The sequence below is a fragment of the Microcystis panniformis FACHB-1757 genome (assembly GCF_001264245.1).
In the GTDB taxonomy this organism is placed as follows: domain Bacteria; phylum Cyanobacteriota; class Cyanobacteriia; order Cyanobacteriales; family Microcystaceae; genus Microcystis; species Microcystis panniformis.
On record NZ_CP011339.1, the window covers coordinates 2367036 to 2388383 of the forward strand.

General features: G+C 43.8%; 13 protein-coding genes and 5 pseudogenes. 5 read left to right on the forward strand and 13 right to left on the reverse strand.

What is annotated here, in order from left to right:
• Window positions 1-48: 48 nt before the first annotated feature.
• Together VL20_RS11360 and VL20_RS11365 are read left to right on the forward strand one after the other, a co-directional pair.
• The gene (locus VL20_RS11360; RefSeq protein WP_052276562.1) at window positions 49-549 is read left to right on the forward strand and encodes a L,D-transpeptidase; all 501 of its coding nucleotides are present in this window, start codon (window positions 49-51) and stop codon (window positions 547-549) included.
• A gap of 115 nt (window positions 550-664) precedes the next feature.
• Window positions 665-919 (forward strand): SemiSWEET transporter, encoded by a 255-nt coding sequence (locus VL20_RS11365; protein WP_002743903.1) that lies wholly within the window; start codon window positions 665-667, stop codon window positions 917-919.
• Between the two features lie 284 nt (window positions 920-1203).
• Here the strand turns inward: VL20_RS11365 and VL20_RS11370 are convergent.
• A pseudogene (locus VL20_RS11370) lies at window positions 1204-1559 on the reverse strand (transposase family protein); the annotation flags it as partial.
• A gap of 199 nt (window positions 1560-1758) precedes the next feature.
• Between VL20_RS11370 and gloB the strand changes: the two are divergent.
• Window positions 1759-2531, forward strand: a pseudogene (gene gloB, locus VL20_RS11375) (hydroxyacylglutathione hydrolase).
• 189 nt (window positions 2532-2720) lie between these two features.
• Here gloB and adhE read toward each other — a convergent pair.
• The 6 genes and pseudogenes from adhE to VL20_RS11405 form a co-directional block, all read right to left on the reverse strand.
• Window positions 2721-5387 (reverse strand): bifunctional acetaldehyde-CoA/alcohol dehydrogenase, encoded by a 2667-nt coding sequence (adhE, locus tag VL20_RS11380; RefSeq protein ID WP_052276564.1) that lies wholly within the window; start codon window positions 5385-5387, stop codon window positions 2721-2723.
• Window positions 5388-5850: 463 nt separating this feature from the next.
• Entirely contained in the window at window positions 5851-6360 is a 510-nt protein-coding gene (locus tag VL20_RS11385; RefSeq protein WP_052276565.1) for a hypothetical protein, read from the reverse strand.
• Window positions 6357-7595 (reverse strand): AAA family ATPase, encoded by a 1239-nt coding sequence (locus VL20_RS11390; RefSeq protein WP_052276566.1) that lies wholly within the window; start codon window positions 7593-7595, stop codon window positions 6357-6359. The genes VL20_RS11385 and VL20_RS11390 overlap by 4 nt, the downstream gene beginning before the upstream one ends.
• Window positions 7596-8031: 436 nt before the next feature.
• Window positions 8032-10736 (reverse strand): annotated as a pseudogene (locus VL20_RS11395) (phycobilisome rod-core linker polypeptide).
• Window positions 10737-10910: 174 nt separating this feature from the next.
• Complete coding sequence (gene cutA, locus VL20_RS11400) at window positions 10911-11249, reverse strand: divalent-cation tolerance protein CutA (RefSeq protein WP_052276567.1); 339 nt, start codon at window positions 11247-11249, stop codon at window positions 10911-10913.
• A 166-nt stretch (window positions 11250-11415) separates the two neighbouring features.
• Entirely contained in the window at window positions 11416-12123 is a 708-nt protein-coding gene (locus tag VL20_RS11405; RefSeq protein ID WP_052276568.1) for a Crp/Fnr family transcriptional regulator, read from the reverse strand.
• A gap of 55 nt (window positions 12124-12178) precedes the next feature.
• On the opposite strand from VL20_RS11405, the gene VL20_RS11410 reads away from it, so the two are divergent.
• Entirely contained in the window at window positions 12179-13378 is a 1200-nt protein-coding gene (locus VL20_RS11410) for an acetate and sugar kinases/Hsc70/actin family protein (protein ID WP_052276569.1), read from the forward strand.
• Between the two features lie 137 nt (window positions 13379-13515).
• Here VL20_RS11410 and rsgA read toward each other — a convergent pair whose 3' ends face one another.
• The 5 genes and pseudogenes from rsgA to VL20_RS28220 form a co-directional block, all read right to left on the reverse strand.
• The gene (gene rsgA / locus VL20_RS11415; RefSeq protein ID WP_052276570.1) at window positions 13516-14592 is read right to left on the reverse strand and encodes a small ribosomal subunit biogenesis GTPase RsgA; all 1077 of its coding nucleotides are present in this window, start codon (window positions 14590-14592) and stop codon (window positions 13516-13518) included.
• Window positions 14593-14814: a sulfurtransferase TusA family protein gene (locus tag VL20_RS11420; RefSeq protein WP_002738399.1), complete on the reverse strand. Its 222-nt coding sequence runs from the start codon at window positions 14812-14814 to the stop codon at window positions 14593-14595.
• 199 nt (window positions 14815-15013) lie between these two features.
• Window positions 15014-16138: a molecular chaperone DnaJ gene (gene dnaJ / locus VL20_RS11425; protein WP_052276571.1), complete on the reverse strand. Its 1125-nt coding sequence runs from the start codon at window positions 16136-16138 to the stop codon at window positions 15014-15016.
• Window positions 16139-16386: 248 nt separating this feature from the next.
• Window positions 16387-18435 carry a molecular chaperone DnaK gene (gene dnaK, locus VL20_RS11430; RefSeq protein WP_052276572.1) on the reverse strand — a complete coding sequence of 683 codons (2049 nt, stop codon included), beginning with the start codon at window positions 18433-18435 and terminating at the stop codon, window positions 16387-16389.
• Window positions 18436-18683: 248 nt separating this feature from the next.
• Window positions 18684-18824, reverse strand: a pseudogene (locus VL20_RS28220) (IS630 family transposase); the annotation flags it as partial.
• Window positions 18825-19006: 182 nt separating this feature from the next.
• Here VL20_RS28220 and VL20_RS11435 point away from each other — a divergent pair.
• Window positions 19007-20221, forward strand: a complete 1215-nt coding sequence (locus VL20_RS11435) for an ISL3 family transposase (RefSeq protein ID WP_052276573.1) — start codon at window positions 19007-19009, stop codon at window positions 20219-20221.
• A gap of 18 nt (window positions 20222-20239) precedes the next feature.
• Here VL20_RS11435 and VL20_RS11440 read toward each other — a convergent pair.
• A pseudogene (locus VL20_RS11440) lies at window positions 20240-21157 on the reverse strand (IS630 family transposase); the annotation flags it as partial.
• Between the last annotated feature and the right edge of the window lie 191 nt (window positions 21158-21348).

Below are 21348 nucleotides of genomic sequence, written 5' to 3' on the forward strand. Positions count from 1 at the left end.
CAATCAGATTAGAATACGGATAAAAAATTTTGACTTTGCTGGTATCAGATGCGAGTTTTTCTGCCGATTCTCTGTTTATGTCTAGGAATAGGGGAATTTTTCCTCAATCCCCCCATTAGTCCCGTCAATTCCCTTCCCGCAACCACGGTAACTCGAACAGAAACCCGTTTGCTGCTGAATTTAAAAAAAAGACGGGTTTTTGTTTACCAAGGACAGAAAATAATCGCTTCTTACCCAGTGGCGATCGGTCGTCCGGGTTGGGAAACCCCAACGGGAGAATTTAGGGTGATTCAGATGGTGCGGGAACCAGTCTGGGAACATCCTTTCACCGGGCAACTGGTGCCATCGGGAAAAAACAACCCTTTAGGGGCGCGTTGGATCGGATTTTGGACCGATGGCGCGAATTTTATCGGTTTTCACGGTACACCGCAAGAAAATCTCATCGGCCGGGCCGTCTCCCACGGTTGCGTCAGGATGCGCGATCGAGATATAAAGGCTTTATTTGAAAGGGTAAAAATCGGCACTTCGGTGATAGTAATCGCTCAATAAGTAGGGTCTGCTGAAAAAGTTTCTTGGTGAGGTTAGGAGTCGGTCGTCGGTCGTCAGCAGTAATTTAGATAGTCAACAGTTTAAAATGAGAGAAACTAAGCCAAGAGGATAAGCGGTGAATATTATTGAACTAATCGGGATCGTGGCGGGAATATTAACCACTGTCTCCTTTTTACCCCAAGTGATTAAAACTTGGCGTTATCGTTCGGCTAAGGACTTGTCCCTAACTATGTTTATTTGCTTTTGTCTGGGGGTTTTTCTTTGGCTAATCTACGGGATTTATATGAGCAGTAAACCGATTATTGTCGCTAATTTTGTTACTTTTATCTTAGCGGGGACAATTCTCTATTTTAAGATTAAATATGATTAAAACAACTGACAATCCCTTGCCTCCCTATTTGCTCACGTCATGACAATTCTACAATTTATCCCCACATCTAGCCACGGAGAGCGGATTTTTAGGTTAATTTATCTCAAATGTCGGGGTGAAGACCCTCAGTTTTACTGATGGGATGAAACCGTTCGGCTGAACTCACGGCCGAAGCCCCGACCAACCTAGAACAGCACTTCGACAAGCTCAGTGACACGAAGCACGATTAAAGGTCTAAAAGTCCTATCGAACAATGTTTTTAGATTTATTCAGCCAACCCTATCTAGGGTGTTTTTGAGACTTTTTCCATCTATATATAATATAGCCAATTTATATCATCTCTTTGTCCATATTCTTGTAATGCCCATTCATTAAACACTTTTAACAAACTCTGCCATTTAACTCCCATCATTACCCTTCTAATTGTTGAATAGGATGGGACTCTTTCTGGAATTATGTTAAATTCTTGACTGAGCCTGTGCCGATTATTTTTAGCAAACTCTCCTAGCTCTCTATAACTTAAGTATCCTAGCATTGTTCCCAGTATTATTACTACTAATACTATCCATAAAGGGTGTCTTTTTCCTTGATCTTTCCGAAAGTCCTTGACTTGTTTCAGTTTTTCTATTAAGCTCAACATATATTTAAAAGGTTGGCGGTCACTTCTCATTTTACAAAGACAGTGATCGCTTTTACTTTTGATATTCTGATGGGAGAATGAAATAGCCCTACGTTGACGCGACCACCCTAAAAAAGTGGCGTGGTGAGGAATCGCCGTCCGTTTTACGCCGGCGAGGATGTCAAATGATCGAGTTAAACCTGAGCATCAAGATTCTACCATGGAGATCGAACGTCTTAACGCCCTTTCCGATAATTATATTTTCCTCCTCTACGATCGAGCGCAAAAAATCGCAGCCGTGGTGGATCCGGCGGAACCTGAACCCGTTTTCAGGCGATTGGAGGCTTTACAGGTGGATTTAGTCGCTATTTTCAATACCCATCACCACGGCGACCATGTGGGGGCTAATCAGGCTTTAATTAATCGTTATCCCCATCTTTGTGTTTATGGGGAAAGGAGGATCGCGGTCGCATTCCGGGGCAGCAGCTGTTTTTAGCGGAGGGGGATCGGGTGGAATTTGCCGGTCGCTCGGCCGAGGTTTTCTTTGTCCCCGGCCACACTCGCGCTCATATTGCCTACTATTTTCCCCCAGTTAACCCCGGAGATTACGGCGAGTTATTCTGTGGTGATACCCTGTTTTCGGGGGGTTGTGGTCGTTTATTTGAGGGAACACCGGGGCAAATGGTGGCTTCTTTAACTAAATTGCGATCGCTGCCTGACCAGACTAGGGTTTGGTGCGCTCACGAATATACGTTAAATAATTTAAAGTTTGCCTTGACAGTTGACCCTAATAATGCTGCTCTGCAACAGCGTTATCGGGAAGTGGAGAAAAATCGCGCCCAAGATCTTCCCACGATTCCAGCAATTTTGGGGACGGAAAAGCTGACTAATCCTTTTTTGCGTTGGGATAGTCCCGCTTTGGCAATGACCATGGATAGCAACGAACCAGTACAAGTGTTTGCACGGCTGCGGGGGAAAAAAGATAATTTTTAACTGGTAGCTAAGTAGGTAGGTGTTAAAAACTGTCAAAACCCCCCTTAATAAGGGGGGTAGGGGGGATATCCCCTGATTAAGGGGGGTAGGGGGATATCCCCTGATTAAGGGGGGTAGGGTTGATTTGTAGGGTTGATTCATGAATCAACCCTACTAGGGGGTAGGGGGGATCAAAGGCAAAATCTATCTCTACAAGCTCAAGGGTTGCGGATCTAACTTCAAATCGGCAAGACTGACATCACCGTGACCATTTACCGCCACCTCTAGGGGCAAATTGCCGTGATAAGCTTGGATTAACAGGTTTTTTAAGTCCTCAATCAGGGGATAACGGGGATTGGCTCCGGTACACTGATCATCGAAAGCTTGTTCAGCTAAATGGTCTAATTTGGCCATAAATTCGGCTTCACTTTCGGGAATTACCTCTTTAATACTGGCCGGAATACCGATTTCCCGTTTTAAACATTCGATCGCTAATACTAATCTTTCCACACTTTCGGTCTCGCTTTCTCCTCCCAGTCCCAGGGAATGGGCGATCCTGGCATAGCGCCATTTTACGTTAGGATATTTGTACTGAGAGAAGGTGGCCTGTTTAAAGGGGGCATCGGTGGCATTATAGAGGATGACGTGGGAAATCATCAAGGCATTGGCCAGACCGTGGGGAATGTGGAAAATTGCCCCCAATTGGTGGGCCATGGAGTGACAGATGCCTAAAAAGCCATTAGCGAAGGCCATTCCTGCCATTGTCGCCGCGTAATGGACTTTCTCCCGCGCTTTCGGGTCTTTAGCTCCGTTATGATAGGAACTGGGCAAGTATTTAAACAGCAGTCGGATGGCATCTTGAGCAAGAGCGTTAGTATATTCTGAGGCTAAAACCGAGACGTAGGACTCAAGAGCGTGAGTTAAAGCGTCAATTCCGCCGTAGGCTGTTAATTTTTTCGGCATATTCAGCACTAATTCCGGATCAACAATTGCCATGCTGGGAGTTAGGGCATAATCTGCCAAAGGATACTTAATATTATTACGGCGATCGGTCACGACGGCGAAGGGAGTCACTTCCGATCCTGTTCCCGAAGTGGTGGGAATACAAACCATCAGAGCTTTTTCGCCTAAAGGGGGCAATTCATAGACTCGTTTGCGGATATCCATAAAACGCATCGCCAAGCTCTCGAATTCTATCTCTGGATGCTCGTAGAGTAGCCACATGATTTTAGCGGCATCCATGGGGGAACCACCACCGATAGCGATAATCACATCGGGATTGAAGGTATTAATCACGCTTAAACCGCGTTCGACGGTTTCCAGGGAAGGATCGGGTTCCACATCATAAAAGATATTAACCGTGATGCCGATTTCTTCTAAAATTTCCTGTAAAGGTGCGGTAACTCCTAGGTCAAAAAGAGGTTTATCGGTGACAATAAAGGCCCGTTTTTTGCCGGCTAATTCCCGAATAGCGATCGGTAATGCTCCGTATTTAAAATATACTTTTGGTGGTACTCGGAACCAAAGCATATTTTCCCGGCGCTCGGCTACGGTTTTAATATTTAATAGGTGGGTAGGTTCGACGTTTTCGCTGATGGAATTACCGCCCCAAGTGCCACAACCGAGGGTTAAACTAGGATCGAGACGGAAGTTATAGATATCACCGATCGCACCCTGGGAGGAAGGGGTATTAATTAATACCCGGGCCGTTTCTACGTTGTCTTCAAAGCGCTTAATATTTTCCCGATTGGAGGGTGCGGTATAAAGCACGGCCGTATGACCTCGACCGGCAAATAAGACCAGTTTTTCGGCTTTTTTTACCCCATCTTCAAAGTCTTTTGCCCGGTACATGGCTAAAATTGGCGAGAGTTTTTCGTAGGAAAATGGTTCCTCTAAGCCAATATTTTCCACTTCTCCGATTAGTAAGCGGGTATCTTCGGGAACAGAAATTCCAGCCATGGCGGCTAATTTTTCTACCGGTTGACCGACGATATCGGGGTTGATATGACCATCTTTTAGGAGAATCCCGACGACTTTTTGCCTTTCTTCGGGGGAAAGAAGATAGGCCCCCCGATCAATAAATTCCTGTCGAACTTCTTCATAGATGCTATCGACAACGATTACCGATTGTTCGGAGGCGCAAATCATGCCGTTATCGAAGGTTTTACTGAGAATAATCGAGGAAACGGCCATTTTTATGTGAGCGGTTTCGTCCACTAAAGCGGGAGTATTACCGGCACCGACTCCTAAGGAAGGTCTTCCCGAAGAATAGGCCGCTTTTACCATACCGGGACCGCCGGTAGCGAGGATTAAATTAATGCAGGGATGTTGCATTAATGCTTGGGAAAGTTCCACCGATGGCTGATCGATCCAACCAATAATACCGGCCGGCGCACCTGCTTTGACGGCCGCTTCCAAGACAATTTTGGCCGCCGCGATGGTGCAGTCTTTGGCTCGCGGATGGGGGGAAAAAATGATGCCGTTGCGGGTTTTCAGGGCAATTAGGGCTTTAAAAATGGCTGTGGCGGTGGGATTTGTGGTGGGTACGATCCCCGCTAAAATGCCCACGGGTTCGGCGATTTTTTGCAATCCAAAGGATTTATCTTCTTCGATAATTCCGCAGGTTTTGCTGTGTTTATATTTGTTGTAGATGATTTCTGAGGCAAAATGGTTTTTAATCACTTTATCTTCTATTACTCCCATCCCTGTCTCTTGGACTGCCATTTTAGCTAGGGGAATGCGAGCGTTGTTGGCTGCTAATGCCGCTTTTTTGAAGATAAGATCTACTTGTTCTTGGTTATAGTTGGCAAATTGTTGTTGAGCTTTTTTTACCTGTTGTATCAGTTCTTCTAGCTCTTGTCTATTGGTAACTGTCATAACAATTTTGTGGATGAAATTAGACATTTTATTTTCTTATAGCGTTTTTCGGCAAGGGATTCACTTAATCTTGGGATTTTCTTTATAGTTTCCTAAGCATTGGTATTATAGGATACTAATTCTAAATCCATTGAGCATAGGTGACATATCAGGACAGGCACTCATGCAAGAGGCACTCATGCAAAGGGGAGAATAAATAATCAGTTTTTAATAACTGGATTTAGTATAAATTATGATTGACCAGTACCTAGAAAAAGTTTGAGGACAGAGACTCAATGATCAAGTTACCAGAAATTCAAGCCGTGTTCGAGAAGCTGGTTCTATTCCGCGCTCCTTGAGTGAAAAGTTTAAAGTTGATCACAGCTTGGCAACGGATTCAGGGTGAGATTCAACATCAAACTAGGATATCTCTAAACTCTAGAAAATAAATATCTTCAGAGCCACCGAATCAAAGAGAATTAAATCACTCAATTTTGATGATATTTTGAATAATTAATCTAAACCCAGTTTCTTGGCGAAATTTTTCCATCCTCTCCTGTTGTGAAGTCTGAAAGTTAGGCTTTTTGTTATTAGCAATGTAGGCTTTTCTAGACGAATAATCCTCTATACCATGATTTTCAATAAATACCCGAATTGTGTTTCTTAGTTGCTCTTCTCCGTCTCCTACCCACCCCGAATTTTTCCCCTTTCGTTCTTTTAATTCTACAAAAATCAAACAATTAGCATAGGTCAGCATTCCATCACAGCGTTTATCCATACCACTACCATCGACTTTTCTAATTTCAATACATTTATCAATAGCGGTAAATGTCACTTCAATTTCTTGAGAGTTTTCCACAATAGCAATCCAATCACTGGGATTTTCTGTATCTAAATAAGCGGGATTTTCTGAGGGAGATGGCTGATCACAAATTCCAAATTTATGCCGATGGGTTTGACTCTGACATTTTTTATCAAAGAAATTTATCTTCATAACTGTTCTTCGATTTCTAGTAAATCATCAAAAAGCTGATTTGTCTCTCCCAGGGAAAGATTGAGATAATTTTCATCAGAAGGTAAACCATTATATGTAGCAAGTTCTCGGATTTCTCCTTGCTCTGTTAATTCATATACAATAGCATCTTCTGCCGCTATACAAGAGGCTTTCGGGACAATTTGGTTGAGCTTTTCTTGGAGATAATCGGCGTTATAAATCGCTGATGATAGGATTTTTTTGATAACTTTATCCGCTTTGATAGCTAGGGTTAGATCGTTGATAATATAAGGACTATGAGTAGTTAAAATTAGTTTATTTCCCTGGGTTAAATTGGCAAATTCAAATAATTTATATAAAATCTTTTTCTGAGATTGGGGAAATAGATTCTGCTCGATTTCTTCCACAATATTTACAAAACACTCATTGCGGTATTTAGAAGATAACACTTCTAGTGCTGCCCTTTTTAGGTCATCGGAAAGATTATCATTAGAGATAATTTTCTCGATTTCCATTTTTAATCTTTTTTGCTCCTCTCCACTGAGTTCATTGCGGGAATTTTCTTGAGTTCGATTGATCGATAAAGCAATATTTCGAGAAACGAGAAATAAAGGAACAAAAGACTGAAAACCACTGGAAGCTTCTGATAGATTTAGTTGATAATCACTACCCACAATCTTTGCCAGTCTATTAAGTTTATCAAATTCCAATTTAACCTCACCTACTGGCAAAGTCAAACTGCCAGATAATTCCTGTTGTGAGCGATCCAATTCTTCCCAGAAAGTATATAATGATTCTGGCAGTCCTTTGAGTTTTTCTGGCCATCTTACTGCACTCAAAAAGTTTCGCTCTGCTGGTACATACATAATTTTTGGTACTCGATACTTTGGATTATCAGTACGCTCGATCGATAATTTAGCATTTTCAAAACTAATTCGATAAACATCTCCATTGTATTCAATTTGGGTTTCGGGTAAAAAGTAATTGGTTAAATTTTGGTATTGACAAAAAGATTTAACAAAACGATTATATTTAGTCACATATTTTTCCTCTAAATCCCCACGATATAGAGCTTTTTCCAACCAGCTTAATGTTGATATTAATTTAGCAATGCTACTTTTTCCAGTTCCTTGATTACCGATAAAAATCGTTACTTTCCGAACGTCGATAAAACCATCATTTTCTAGTAAACCCGCCTTAATTGGACCGAAGTTTTTAACTTTAATTTGGCTCATTGTTATCCCCTTGATTGACGATAAGTGGGTGGGTGGAATTAAATATAAGATGAACGTAGGTTGGGTTGAAGCATGAAACCCAACACCTGCTCATGTTACGCTACCGCTAACCCATCCTACAAATAATTGTGCCTCCCTACTTAATAAATTTTGGCCAGTAATTTGTCCCGAAAAAAGCTCGTGTTTAACACGAGCTAAATTAACTAACTTCAAGGACTAACTAACCACCGACCTTAACTACTGGTTTAAAACTAGGAACAACCAGATGAACGTAGGTTGGGTTGAAGCATGAAACCCAACACCTGCTCATGTTACGCTACCGCTAACCCATCCTACAAATAATTGTGCCTCCCTACTTAATAAATTTTGGCCAGTAATTTGTCCCGAAAAAAGCTCGTGTTTAACACGAGCTAAATTAACTAACTTCAAGGACTAATTAGCCACCGACCTTAACTACCGGTTTAAAACTGGGAACAACCAGTTCACTGTCCTGTTTAGTCAGCTTATTGTATAACCGTTCCGTATTGGGGAAATTAGCAGCTGGTAGAGTCGGGAAACGACGATAGGGAACCGTATCTTCACCAAATAATTGTAGGTATTCCATGCTATTAACCATGGCACCAATAAAGGCCTTTAATCCCTGAGTTGCCAGAATTTGGTTATATTTCTGGATTTCTTTTTGATTCAAGGGAGCGCGACCTAAGAAGTGCTTGGTTCCCAATTCAATTACTTTCGTATTCGGATAGGGAGCATAGAATTCTTTCAGGTAAAGATCCGAACCACCTAAACCCTCAATAAACTCTTTCACCGTGATCTCAGCATTGCTTAATTTACTCTCTAAAGCGGTAAATTCGGCATTGATGATATAGGGTTCGAGATCCCGTTCAAAAATCTGACGATAGGCAGCACGAACAGTATTTTGTACGGCAACTTTATCGAGATTAGTTAACAGTTTAAAGACCTTAGTTTGTTCCCGTTGAACCGTGACACCTTGACCGACACGAGATTGAATATCGGGTTCAGTGCGAATCGAGATCGAAGGTGTACCCAATTCAATAAAGCGGGGGGTTTCCTCTTTATCAACTCTTTGGCCGATATCTTCGCGGAGATTGCCCAAACGCACCATCCGTAACTGCATCCCTTGGGGAGTTAGATAGCGCTCGTAGGGAACCGTATCTTCGCCAAAAGCTTCCGTATATTCAGGACTATCGATAATGGCATCGATTAAAGCATAGAAGCCTTTTTTCGAGCAGATATCGAAGTATTGATTCATTTCCTGACGACCGTAGGTGGGACGACCGAGCAGACGACGGTGAATATATTCGATCGCTTTTACCACATAGAGAGGAGTCCAGTAGATTTTCCGGAAAGTCTCGGATTTAGCTAGGGTTTTGATAAACTCGCGCAGAGTAATATCGCCATTTTCCAACTTAATCTCGGCCACGGATAAACGCTGACCTTCGTAGGGCATTCGACCGAAAACCTGACGATAAGCCGCTAAAATCACTCTTTGGGTGGAACTTTCGCCAAATTTAACGCTCACCCCATTGCTAGAACCGGGTAACTCGTTATTGAGACGGAAAACTTTCGGTCCCAAAGTACCGGGGAATTCACCTCGGGCGCCGGGGTTGCTATTTTGGTTATTAGTGGCAGGTCCGCGGTGGATGAGGATACGTTTGCTATCTTTACCAAAGGGAGCGGGACTAGAACTAGGTTCCCGGGTTTCTTTCGGGAAAATTGCCCCAAATTGGATTTCTAGGGGGTCATTTCCAGAACCGTAAACGTGCTGATCCGGTAAGGGGCGATCGTATTTAGCAAAGGTGGTGATAAATTGGGGAACTTTGCGGAAAGGTGCGCTGTAGTTAAACAGGTCAATCTGCATCCCCCAGTTACGACATTCCTGCGCTTCTGCACCCAAACCACGGAGATAGGGAACGGTTTCTTCGCCGAAATAGTCAGAATACTCCTGAGAATCGACTAAAGCATCGATTAAGGCCGCTAAACCGCCGCTAGAGACGATCGAGAAGTATTTCTGCACTTCTTCCCGGGAGGAAGGACCGCGACCGAGGAAATGACGGAAAGCCAATTCTAGGGCGCGACTATTGATAAAAGGTTCAAAGAACTGTTTACGATAGAGAGGCGATTTACCGAGACGACGGACGAATTCTTTCATCGAGATGTCGCCGTTTTTCACCTTCGATTCTAGGTCAGAAATGGACTGACTATAGGCGCGGGTGATGTCCCGTTCAAAAATTTGTCTGTAGGCAGCCTTGATAATCGAAGATTTTTCCGACTCCGATAAACCGGTTTTCATGACAAACTTTTGCCGTTTTTCGGCACCATTGTAGTAGCTTTGGGGAAGACTTAAACCCTGTTGGTCACTACTGGGACGCTGACGCAGTTTATTAGAGGGGTGGGGGCTTTTAATTCCCCTAGTAGGATATTGAAATAGTCACTGATTAAAGTGGCCGCATCCTTGTCTCTCTGGAAATACTCGATCGAAGCGGCCCGCATTTCCTGTAGGGCCACGATGGTGGCATCAATAGAACAGGCATTTTCGAGAACTTCCCTTAAACCGCGGGTATTAACGATCAGGATACTGGTATCACCAGCCACGATCGCATAGGTAATATAACGCAGGAACCAGGATAAATCCCGGAGGGACTTCTGCATATTGCTCGGACCGTAACGAGAGACGTTAATCGGTCGGAATCCGGGGGGAATCGGGCCGCTAGAGGCGAAAATCCCCTTTAAGCCACCGAGGATGCCACTACCGCCACCAGACCCGCTTTCAGCGTAGGTAACGGTTCCTAATTTCATCCCTTCCTGGACGTTGATAACTTTACCCGCACCCACCAGGGCCAATTCTTCCACGGGGGGTTTTTCTAGATAGGCCATGGGTGAACCACCGGTAAAAATCCGGTTAGCTGCCCGCGAGACGATCAGATCGGAGTTCCGGGTGAGCGTTTGGGCAATATCTAAACGCTTGCTCCCCGATTGGAAGTAGGCGATCAGTTCGTTGAGTTCGGGTTTATCGAGAAAGCGGTCTTGTTGTTCTGCTTGGGTAATGGCAGATACTGGGACGGTTTGATAGAGTTGGGGACGCGCTAAGGAGCTGCCACCGCTTGCCTTAAGACTCATTGGATTTTAACTATCTCCCTTGACGATGTGCTGAGTTCTCCAATCGTGGAGGCGATCGGTCTTAAAACCAGATGTTTAAAAATTTAATCAGCATCTAGATTAAAACTTTTTGCGCTTCCTGAGATAGTTTATTAAGAATTATATAGATTTTTTTCGCTCAAGTTGCCGATTGGTCTATTCTGACACCCCACCTGTATGGGAGGCTAACCAGTCTAAATAGGTCTGTGAACCCGCCACAATCGGTAAAGCGATGATTTCTGGGACGGCATAGCTATGAAGTTCCTGTATCTTCGCCGATAACTGCTCAAACTGCTTTAAATCGGTTTTGATCACTAATTGCCATTCGCTCTCGTTTTCAATCTGTCCCTGCCAACGATAAATGGAACGCATCGGGTAAATACTGACACAAGCGGCTAGGCGATCGTTAAGTAAGGCGATCGCTAAGTTTTCCGCTTCCGTTTCGCTGGCCGTTGTCACCAGCACCACTCCAAAACCGGTTAATTTTTCAGTCATAAGTAGTCGTGCAAAATAAATTTCCTAGTGAAGATAGGCACTCATGCAAAAGGAGGAATAGATAATCAGTCTTTAATAACCGGATTTAGTATGATAACCGATAACTGATCACTGATCACTGATAACTGATAACTGATAACTGATAACTGATAACTGATAACTGAATTTAGGCGATCGCTTTTTCTAAAGCGGCCAGATCGGGAATACAGAGAGATTCCTGCTGTCGTTGAATCAGGCCTTTTTTCTGCAATTTGGTCAAGGAGCGGGTCACAGTTTCCCGGGCAAGTCCACTAATACTACTCAACTCCCGGTGAGGTAGATTAGGAATTATCGCACCCTGACCGCTTTTTTCTCCTTGACCTTCGGCTAAAAAGAGTAAAGTATCGGCCACTCTGGAGAGACTATCGGCCTCGCGCAAACGTAAACGCCGGTTAAGTTGACGCAAACGCTTGGCCATTAACTGAGAAAGACGAATTCCCGCTAAAGGTTCCGATTTGAGCAGATTAACAAAATCTTGGGCGGGAATACTGCTAATTGTGGCCGTGGTTAAGGTGATAGCATCGCTGGAGCGGGTAGATTTGTCTAAAGCGGCCATTTCTCCGACTATTTCCCCTTTACCGACGATATTTAAGGTGACTTCTTTACCCGACCTATCGTAAGTACGAATTTTCACCCAACCATCCAGAATAAAGTAAACCGAACCACCCCAATCATTTTCTAATAAAATCGCCCGATTAGCAGGATGAGTTCGGGTGACAGCATGAGAAGTAACTTGATCGAGGGTTTCAGGGGGCAAACCGACCAATAAGGTGGCTGTATCCAATAATTTTTGAATCTCTGCTGATTTTTCCGCAGGATAGCGTTTTTCTTCCATGGTTTAATATTTAAATTTTGTTCGTTTTAGGCAGGTGATTCTACAATGGAAAGTTGTGGGTATTTTTAATGATCCAGTGACCGATAAACAGGATTTTTCCTCCCTACTGACCGAGATCGATCGGATTCTTTCTGGGGTGATTTCGTCTCTAGTTAACCCGCAAGAAGTTACTTCCGAGACAATTATCGCCACTCGTCAACATTTAGAATCGGCCAGAGTGATGCTTTCTCCCTTATTGTTGCCCGCTCCAACCCCTGAAGTTGCCCGTTGGTCCCTGGGAATGGAGGTGCAACCAGAGGGGGTGAAAATCGTCTTTTTTCGGGAAAGCCAAGGATTAATCGATTTTTATCCTCTTTCTTGGAGTCTGGCAACGGGAACAAGCGATCGCTTACCCTGCTCCCAGGTGGACGAATATCTAATTAGTTGGCTATCTCATCGGGATTTTAGCACCGATTCTTGGCTCTGGGAAGCCTTAGAGCGATTAGAAGCTATCATTATCACCGACGATGGGGAAACCTCCACGGATGACCTGAAAAAAGCCCTTCTCAGCGCGCAACTAATACCCCCCGATCGCCTATCTAGTCTAGAAACAGCGATCGCTACTGCTCTGGCCCATATTCCCACTAGCGACCAACCCCAAACCCAAACCCTACTGGTGATCGAAGGTAAACGAGAGACTACCACTTTAGCACTGCTGGAAGTCCCGCCGCAAACTCGCTCTTTATCCCGTCAAGCGATCGCTCTGAGCCATTTTAACTACGGGGAAAACACCTATGAACGAGCCATACTCTCTCAGTTAATTTATCCTCTCTGGCGTTCTTTTTTGCCTCTTTCCCGCTCCGATCTCACCGATACTAATCCCTTAAAAAAATCTTTACTGGCAGCCGCTAGATTAACCAAATTAATCCTGCAAGAAGAAAGCGAATTTACCTCCTCTCTAGCCGGTCATACTTGGACGGTCAGTCGCAGCGATTTAAATAAGAAGGTCATTATACCATATCTAGATAATTTAAGACAAAAAATTAATGATTTGTTAGAAAAACAGCAAAAAAGTCTTGAAGACATCGATCAAATAATTTTTAGCGGTAATTTTTTCTTAACCATTTGGCCCTATTTTCTAACAGAAATACAGCAAGAATTTGCTGGTTGCAATCTAGAGTCCCCCAGTCAAGAAACCTTCTCACCAGCAATCTTAGGTTTGGGTCGTCTCTGTTTATTTTCGGCTCTTAGAGGTGAGAAGGTCAATAATGCTTAAAAACATCAACTTCAGCATCAGTCAAAAGTCAAAATTTAGGTGTGAATAGAATTTTTATGGTAATTGTGGGGAATACTAAAAGGAAAACTTCGTATCTCACCATTAAGATAACTGCCGTAAACCCAACTGAACCCATTCTATTCAGAATCGTCATTATAAATATCTTGGAGAGTTTTATTTTCGTAGCGTTCCTGATCTTGATTTTTGCCGCGACGGGAAGGACGACGGTATTTTTTATTGGCTAACTTGGGTTCGTAGGTTTCTTGACCTGCTTCTTTAATTTTTAACTTTAAACTTGACTCTTTTGTGCTAGTTTTCTGTAATGACTGTTCTCGTGCGATCGCTTCTTCTAAAAACTCTAAATAATGTTGGTAACGTTCCCAATCTCCCCTCACCACACAGTTAGGTTCCCGACGGTGAGTACAATCATTAAATTGACAATTTCCTAAAGCTAAACGCTGTCTCACTTCCGGAAAATAAAAAGTTAATTGTTCCGGTAAACAGTTAAGATCAGGTTGGTTAAAACCCGGACTATCGGCCAATAAACCCCGATTTGGTAAAGCAAATAACTGCACATGACGGGTAGTGTGACGACCTTTTTGCAGTTTTCCCGACACATCCCCCACCCGTTGGTTAATCTCAGGAATTAGGCAATTAATTAAACTCGATTTTCCCACCCCCGAAGGACCGGCCAAGAGAGTGATTTTATGGTTTAATTGTGCCAATAAAGCCTCAAATCCCCGATTTTTCTCGACACTGACAAAAAAAGGCCGGTATCCCCAAGCAGCTAGGCGATCGCCCCAGAAATCTATTTGTTCGGGTTCCCCCAGATCAATTTTATTGACACAGACGGCAATTTCTAAGCCTGTGGACTCGGCTTTCACCAAAAAACGACTGATCAGCCAAGGATCGAGGACGGGTTCAGCAAGGGCAAAAACTAGCAAAATCTGCTCGATATTAGCAACGGCCGGCCGATCGATCTCGGTACTGCGGGGGAGGACTTCTGCGATCGCACCCTGCCGATCATCAAAATTGGCTTCCTCCACACGCACCCGATCACCAACCATCACCGATTGACCAATTTTTTGCAAGCGAGCGCGACGGGTACAGAGAAGATTCTCGCCCATAACGGCAGAATCCAAGCGTACCTGATAGAAATTCGCCTGTACGGCCACCACTGTACCGTATAAATCGGTTAATTGTGCATCTACCATTTAGGAATCGGGACGATAGACTTTGAGAACAAAAAAGCTATCTCGGTCCTCGATCGATTCTATCTGATAACCCTCCACTGTCAGGCTAGTGGGAACCTGTTCGATCGGTTCCCCGGCATCTAACCAGACTTCCAACCGTTCCCCGGCGGTCATTTTCTCTAATTGCAATTTTGTCCGGACAAAATTAATTGGGCAGGGAGTGCCGCGCAGGTCTAAAGTCATAATTATTTAGGGTTTGCTGAAAAAGTTTCTCCTAGGGGCAGGGTGTGGGGTGTGGGGTGTGGGGTGTGGGGTGTGGGGTGTGGGGAGAATAAATAAAATAATCTCCTATCTCCTGACTCCTGAATACTGACTCCTGCCGACCGCCGACCGCCCCCTGCCTCCGTTAACCGACAAGATTTTTAGATTTATTCAGCCTGCCCTATTTATGGAAGATATTACCTAAAAATCCCTCGATGCCGCCTTTCCCCACGGTTTCCCCGCGAACTTTTGCTAATTTTTCCAGTAAATCCCGTTCTTCTCCGGTGACACGGGTAGGAATCGAGATTTTAACGGTAATGCGATGATCACCGCGACTGACGGGATTGCCTAATTTAGGAACCCCCTTATTTTCTAAAATCAGTACGGTGTTCGGTTGAGTACCGGCAGGGATAGTCAGGTCTTCTTGGCCATCTACCGTATTAACTTTAATAGTACATCCTAAAATCGCTTGGATATAACTAATCGAGATATTCGATTTAATATCATTGCCTTCCCGTTGAAATTCTGTATCTGTTTCCACGGTTAGATAAACGAATAAATCCCCCGGCGGCCCGCCTTTAAGTCCTGCGTCACCTTCCCGGGCAACGCGCAATTTCATGCCGTTGTCAACCCCCGCGGGGATGGTAATTTTCAGTTTTTTGGTTTCCTGTTTACGTCCGGAACCGCCGCAAACGTCGCATTTTTCCTCGATCACTTCGCCAGCGCCGTCACAGGTGGGACAGACCGAAACCTGAGCAAAAGTACCGAAGGGAGTACGGGTGGCGCGACGTACTTGGCCAGCACCATTGCAAGTGGTACAAGTACGAGAACTGGTCCCAGGTCTGGCCCCACTGCCTTTACAGGTTTGACAGGTTTCCAGATGACGGATGCGGATTTCCTTTTCGCCGCCAAAGACCGCCTCGCGGAATTTTAGTCGAAAATCGAGACGTAGATCCTCGCCCCGGGTAGGGCCTGTGCGTCGGCGGGCCGTTGCTTGGCCGCCCATGCCCCCAAAACCACTAAAGATTGTCTCAAATATATCGGCGAAACCGCCCATATTGTCGGGATCAAAACCGGCAGCACCTCCAGAAACCCCGGCCTCACCAAAGCGGTCATAACGATTGCGGGTTTCCGGTTCCGAGAGAATTTCGTAGGCGCGGTTAATTTCTTTGAAGTGTTCCTCGGCTCCTGGTTCTTTGTTAACATCGGGATGGTATTTTCGGGCGAGACGACGATAGGCGCGTTTGATGTCTTCTTTGCCCGCATCTCGCGAGACACCTAGAATTTCGTAGTAATCAGTGGGCATAGGGGGCTATGGTTCTGCTGGCAATTTATAAATAAAGTTTAAGTCTAGTTGTTACTTTAACAAACTATACATAATAGTTTAGTTGGGTTATCCCTACTATTTTTTTGGTAAGGAAGTGGGGGAGTGGGGAAGTGGGGTGTGGGGGAGTGGGGAAGTGGGGAGAAAGTGGGGCGTGGGGTGTGGGGAGAAGGGGAGAAAAAAGCTGAAAACTCACATCTGATTACTGATTACTGGTCACTGATCACTTTTTAATCTACGGCCTCGTAGTCACTGGCACTCATTTCTTCGCCATCGTAGGGGTGATCATCACTGCCCGATTCGCTGAATTTAGTTTCCAGATTACTATAGGTTCTGGTTCTAGTGTGGGAGAAGGTTTGCCCGTCGGCGAAGATATTGGGGGGAGTGGTCCGGATGCGGGTGGGTCGGGTCAGTTTTTCGGTGACATTGATCGATTCAAAACCAGTACCGTTGAGGATTTGGGTGTCCTCTTGTTTACCCCTGTAGATGCGGGTACCGATTTCGAGGACAATCTGACGAAATTCTTCCAGGATGGTTTTTAGCTTTTCTGGGGATATGGAAGGGTCGCGCAGGGCGATTTCCAACTGTTGTCGCTTCTGGTCGGCCAGTTGCCGGATATCGGGGGCAACTAACTCGCTGTTTTCCCTGAGGGTGACTTCGTAGCTATAGAAAAGACTATCGCATTGCTGGCGAATATCGATCATTTGCAGACGACCGCGATCAAATTCGGCGTATTTTTCGGCTTCTAGGCGCATTTTTTCAATTTCGTTCGGTTTCAGCCCTCCAGTATGACTAATTAAAATGCTTTGTTCTTTGCCGGTGCCTTGGTCGCTGGCGGCCACTTTCAAGATGCCGTTAACATCGATCTCGAAGGCTACTTCGATTTGTGGCATACCCCTAGGGGCGGGAGGAATTCCCGTCAGGAGAAATTTACCGAGGGTTTTATTATCCCGGGCCATGGCCCTTTCCCCTTGCAGAACATGAATTTCCACCGAAGTTTGACCATCGGCAGCGGTGGAGAAAACCTGAGATTTACTGGTGGGGATAGTGGTATTGCGATCGATAATTTTGGTAAAGACTTCGCCGAGGGTTTCAATGCCGAGGGAAAGGGGGGTGACATCGAGGAGGAGGATATCTTCTACTTCTCCACCTAAAACTCCCGCTTGAATCGCTGCCCCCAAAGCAACGGCCTCATCGGGGTTAACAGAGCGATCGATCTGGCCTGCAGAAAAGAAACGGGAGATTAATCGCTGTACGGCGGGGATTCTGGTGGAACCGCCCACGAGAATGACACGATTGATATCGCTAGGCTGCAGTTCGCTATCTTTGAGGGACTGTTGTACGGGTTCCAGGGTTTTTCCCACTAATTCTCTGGTTAATTCCTCGAATTTAGTGCGAGTTATTTCCAATTCTAGGTGTTTAGGGCCAGTTTCGTCGGCGGCGATGAAGGGGAGATTGATCGAGGTGGTAATCAGGCTAGAAAGCTCGATTTTGGCTTTTTCGGCGGCTTCTCGCAGTCTTTGGATCGCCATGCGATCGCTGGACAGATCGATGTTTTCTTGGCTTTGAAAGTTCTCCACCAGCCACCGCACTAAGAGGTTATCAAAATCGTCCCCCCCAAGATGGTTATTGCCGGCGGTGGCTTTCACTTCAAAGACTCCCTTCCCCAGTTGCAGGATGGAAACGTCGAAGGTTCCTCCCCCTAGGTCAAAAACGAGGATATGTTGATCTTCGTTTTGTTTATCTAAACCGTAGGCTAGGGCGGCGGCGGTGGGTTCGTTAATAATTCTTAATACTTCTAGTCCTGCGATTATCCCCGCGTCTTTAGTGGCCTGACGTTGGGCATCGGTAAAATAGGCGGGAACTGTAATCACGGCCTCGTTAATCGGTTCTCCCAGATAGGCCTCAGCATCGGCCTTTAATTTTTGCAGGATCATGGCCGAGATTTCTTGGGGGGTAAATTCCCGATCGCGAATTTTGATATTGACGGTATCATCGCGACCGCGTTGGCAATGATAGGCAACTCGTCCCCTTTCTACCTCGGTGTCTTGCCAGCGCCTACCGATAAAGCGTTTGATGCTATAGACGGTATTTTCGGCATTAGTGACCGCTTGACGTTTGGCCAGTTGTCCCACTAGGCGCTGGCCTTTGCCGAATCCCACGATACTAGGAGTTGTCCTTCCCCCTTCCGAGTTAGGAACTATAATCGGCTGACCTCCTTCGAGTACCGCAACACAACTGTTGGTTGTCCCTAAGTCGATGCCGATGACTTTTCCCATGACGCTCTAAATAATAACGATAGTTAATAGGATACAATCGCTGACAAAAATTGTCCCCAAATTAGAAAAGGGCTTTTTACCCCGTCTAATCTTGCCCCAGTTGAAAGCCGGTAGTTTTCCTCCGAGGCTAACAAAACTTGTTGGTAAAGTCGGCAAGCCTGCCCAGATCGATTTGTTGGACCATATATCAAGAGTAACCCACAACCAGTAATTTTGCTGATGCTTTCGCTCTCTATTCTTTGTATACTTTAGACGTTCATAATCTGAGATTTATTAAACTTCTGAAATCGTAGAGTCAGCAAGGAATCCAGTTCTTTTTTATGTTTCAGATGGGCATCATTCAAACATTCATAAATGGCTGAAGAAAAGTCAGAAAAGTTTTCATAATATGGCTCTTCGGGAATTGTTATGCAAATAATTAACTTAAAATAAAATTCGATGAGAGCGCCTACGCTCAAAAGTAGCTGAAATCCATACAGGGAAGGACTTAAGGCACAAACAGGTTAATACCAAAAGATAGACAATTGAGTTAAGATTTGATATAATAGCCAAAAACGAGATTATTTTACTTATGATACTTGACAAATTTTTGAACCTAAAAGGAACCTGTATTCAAGGCTATCTACACCTAGAAAATATCGGTATAGTTTGCCGAATCGAATCGAAAAATCAAAAAGCAACCTGTCCTCGTTGTGGGTTAGAGAGCGATAAACTCCACCAAAATCATCGACATTTAGTCAAAGATTTACCAATCTCAGGACAACCAGTGTACCTACAGGTTAATCGTCGTCAATTTAAGTGCGATAATTGTCAGAAACCCTTTAGCGAAGAGTTAGATTTTGTCGCCAAGAAACGAACCTATACGAAAAGACTAGCCGAGAATATACTCGAACAATTAAAAGAAGGAGATATTTTAAATGTTAGTCGAAGAAATGACGTAACGGAAGAAGAGATTCAAAGAATGATAGAGGACATAGCTGAAGAAATTACAGAGACAGACCTATCGAAATTAAAAAGACTAGGAATTGACGAAATCGCTCTAGTCAAAGGACAAAAAAATTACTGTGCGGTTTTAGTAAATTTAGATACGGGAAAACTAATAGCTATTCTAGAGAAGCGAACACAAGAAGAATTGAGGGAAACGCTTACAGGGTGGGGAAAAGAGGTGTTAGAGCAAATTGAAGAAGTCAGCATAGACCTTTGGTTGCCCTATAAAAATTTGGTGAAAGAATTGATGCCATCGGCCGAGGTAGTCGCCGATAGATTCCATGTAATGAAACAAATTAATCAAGAGTTAGACGAACAAAGAAAAGCAGAAAAAAGAGCCGTAGAAGCGCAGAAAAATAAAAAACAGAAAGCGGAAAAAGAAGCGAAGCTAGAAGTTTTAAAGCGAAGTAAATATAGCTTGTTAAAAAATGAAAAAGATTTAACGGAAACTCAAAAAATCAAACTAGAAGCTATCAAAGAAAATTTCCCAAATTTGAAAAAGATGCACGAGTTAAAGGAAGAATTTAGAAAGATTTATGAAACCTCAGAGAATCCGACAGAAGGACTGCTATCCATCTCGGAATGGTTGGCAAAATCCTCCAGTGTTTTTACCAAGAGTTGTCAAACAATCCGAAACTGGTTTGGAGAAATAATTAGTTATTTCGAGCGAAGGACAACGAATGGGGTGGTCGAGGGAATCAACAATAAACTTAAACTAATAAAACGGAGAGGCTATGGCTTTAGAAACTTTCGGAATTTTTGGGTTAGAAGTATGTTATCTTGGCATCTTGTATGTTGATTTAGCATAAAGGGTAACGAAGAGCCCATAATATTTACCATATAAACATTTCTTTTTGACCAATTTCCACAGCCTTTCAATTAAATTTAGATTAGGTGAATAAGACGGCAGATAGAGCAGCTCTATTGACAAAGAAAGAGCCAATTCTTCAACAATTTTACATTTTTGATAGCGGGCATTATCTAAGACTAGAGTGATGGGAATCATTAGTCCTAAAGCAGCTATTTTTGACCAGAGTTCACAGACTTGAGTTGCCGTAATATAAGTGTCATATGTTACCAGAATAACTTCATGAGTTATTGCATTTAATGCTCCTAAAACATTGAAGCGTTTACGCCCGCTCGGTGACTTAACAAAAAGTCTCTCAAAACACCAAACAAAACCGAGAAATGCTCCCATGACGAAGTGAGCGGCATCAACAAAAAAAACAGCCCTTTTTCCTTCTTTTGCCTCATTTAGTCTGGGTTCTAGCTTTTTTTCTTTGTAGTCCTCTTGTTCATCTGGGTCAGCTTTAGAAGGAAGAGAACCTACTTTTAAACATTTCATTCCCATTGATTTTAAAAATTTTCTCACTTGGGTAGGACTTCGTTTTATTCCCGTCAATTCTTCTATCCTATACACAGCTTCATTTATTGTGGCTGGTGGATTTTTCTCGAAGTATTTTTTGAGGGTTTCTTTTTGAGACTCTAATTCACTTTTAGGGCGATAGAAGTTGATTTCTTTTAATTTTTCTATTCCGCCCTCTTGCTCATCTCGAAGATAGGTTAATAAGGTATTTGGCGAGATTCCTGCTAACTGACAAATTTTTTGGTGCGGTATCTTTTGGCTTTTTAACCAGAGAACTTCCATCTTCAGTTGAACCCGGGGATGGGGATGATGAAATCTTTCATAATACAGTGAGTTCTTTTCTTCTTCCGTGAATTCTAGGTTAATCATGTTTTTAATGAGTGCTTTGCTTCTAATTATGGGCTCTTCGTTACTTGTTATGGTTCGATAGGGGGGCATAAATCGACTAAATCCTTATCTGGCAAGAGACTTAATTGATTAGTTCGCTCTAGATAAAAAACAATTGACAAAAATCGCTAAATGCCTTTCTCTATAAGGGTTCCATCCCTTATAACCCCCAT

What these genes read in the sequence shown, in the direction of transcription:
- VL20_RS11360 (WP_052276562.1), top strand. Translation starts at nt 49, where the DNA reads ATGCGAGTTTTTCTGCCGATTCTCTGTTTATGTCTAGGAATAGGGGAA.
- adhE (WP_052276564.1), bottom strand. Translation starts at nt 5,387, where the DNA reads ATGACAGTTACCAATAGACAAGAGCTAGAAGAACTGATACAACAGGTA.
- VL20_RS11405 (WP_052276568.1), bottom strand. Translation starts at nt 12,123, where the DNA reads ATGGAAGAAAAACGCTATCCTGCGGAAAAATCAGCAGAGATTCAAAAA.
- cutA (WP_052276567.1), bottom strand. Translation starts at nt 11,249, where the DNA reads ATGACTGAAAAATTAACCGGTTTTGGAGTGGTGCTGGTGACAACGGCC.
- VL20_RS11420 (WP_002738399.1), bottom strand. Translation starts at nt 14,814, where the DNA reads ATGACTTTAGACCTGCGCGGCACTCCCTGCCCAATTAATTTTGTCCGG.
- rsgA (WP_052276570.1), bottom strand. Translation starts at nt 14,592, where the DNA reads ATGGTAGATGCACAATTAACCGATTTATACGGTACAGTGGTGGCCGTA.
- VL20_RS11385 (WP_052276565.1), bottom strand. Translation starts at nt 6,360, where the DNA reads ATGAAGATAAATTTCTTTGATAAAAAATGTCAGAGTCAAACCCATCGG.
- VL20_RS11390 (WP_052276566.1), bottom strand. Translation starts at nt 7,595, where the DNA reads ATGAGCCAAATTAAAGTTAAAAACTTCGGTCCAATTAAGGCGGGTTTA.
- VL20_RS11435 (WP_052276573.1), top strand. Translation starts at nt 19,007, where the DNA reads ATGATACTTGACAAATTTTTGAACCTAAAAGGAACCTGTATTCAAGGC.
- dnaK (WP_052276572.1), bottom strand. Translation starts at nt 18,435, where the DNA reads ATGGGAAAAGTCATCGGCATCGACTTAGGGACAACCAACAGTTGTGTT.
- dnaJ (WP_052276571.1), bottom strand. Translation starts at nt 16,138, where the DNA reads ATGCCCACTGATTACTACGAAATTCTAGGTGTCTCGCGAGATGCGGGC.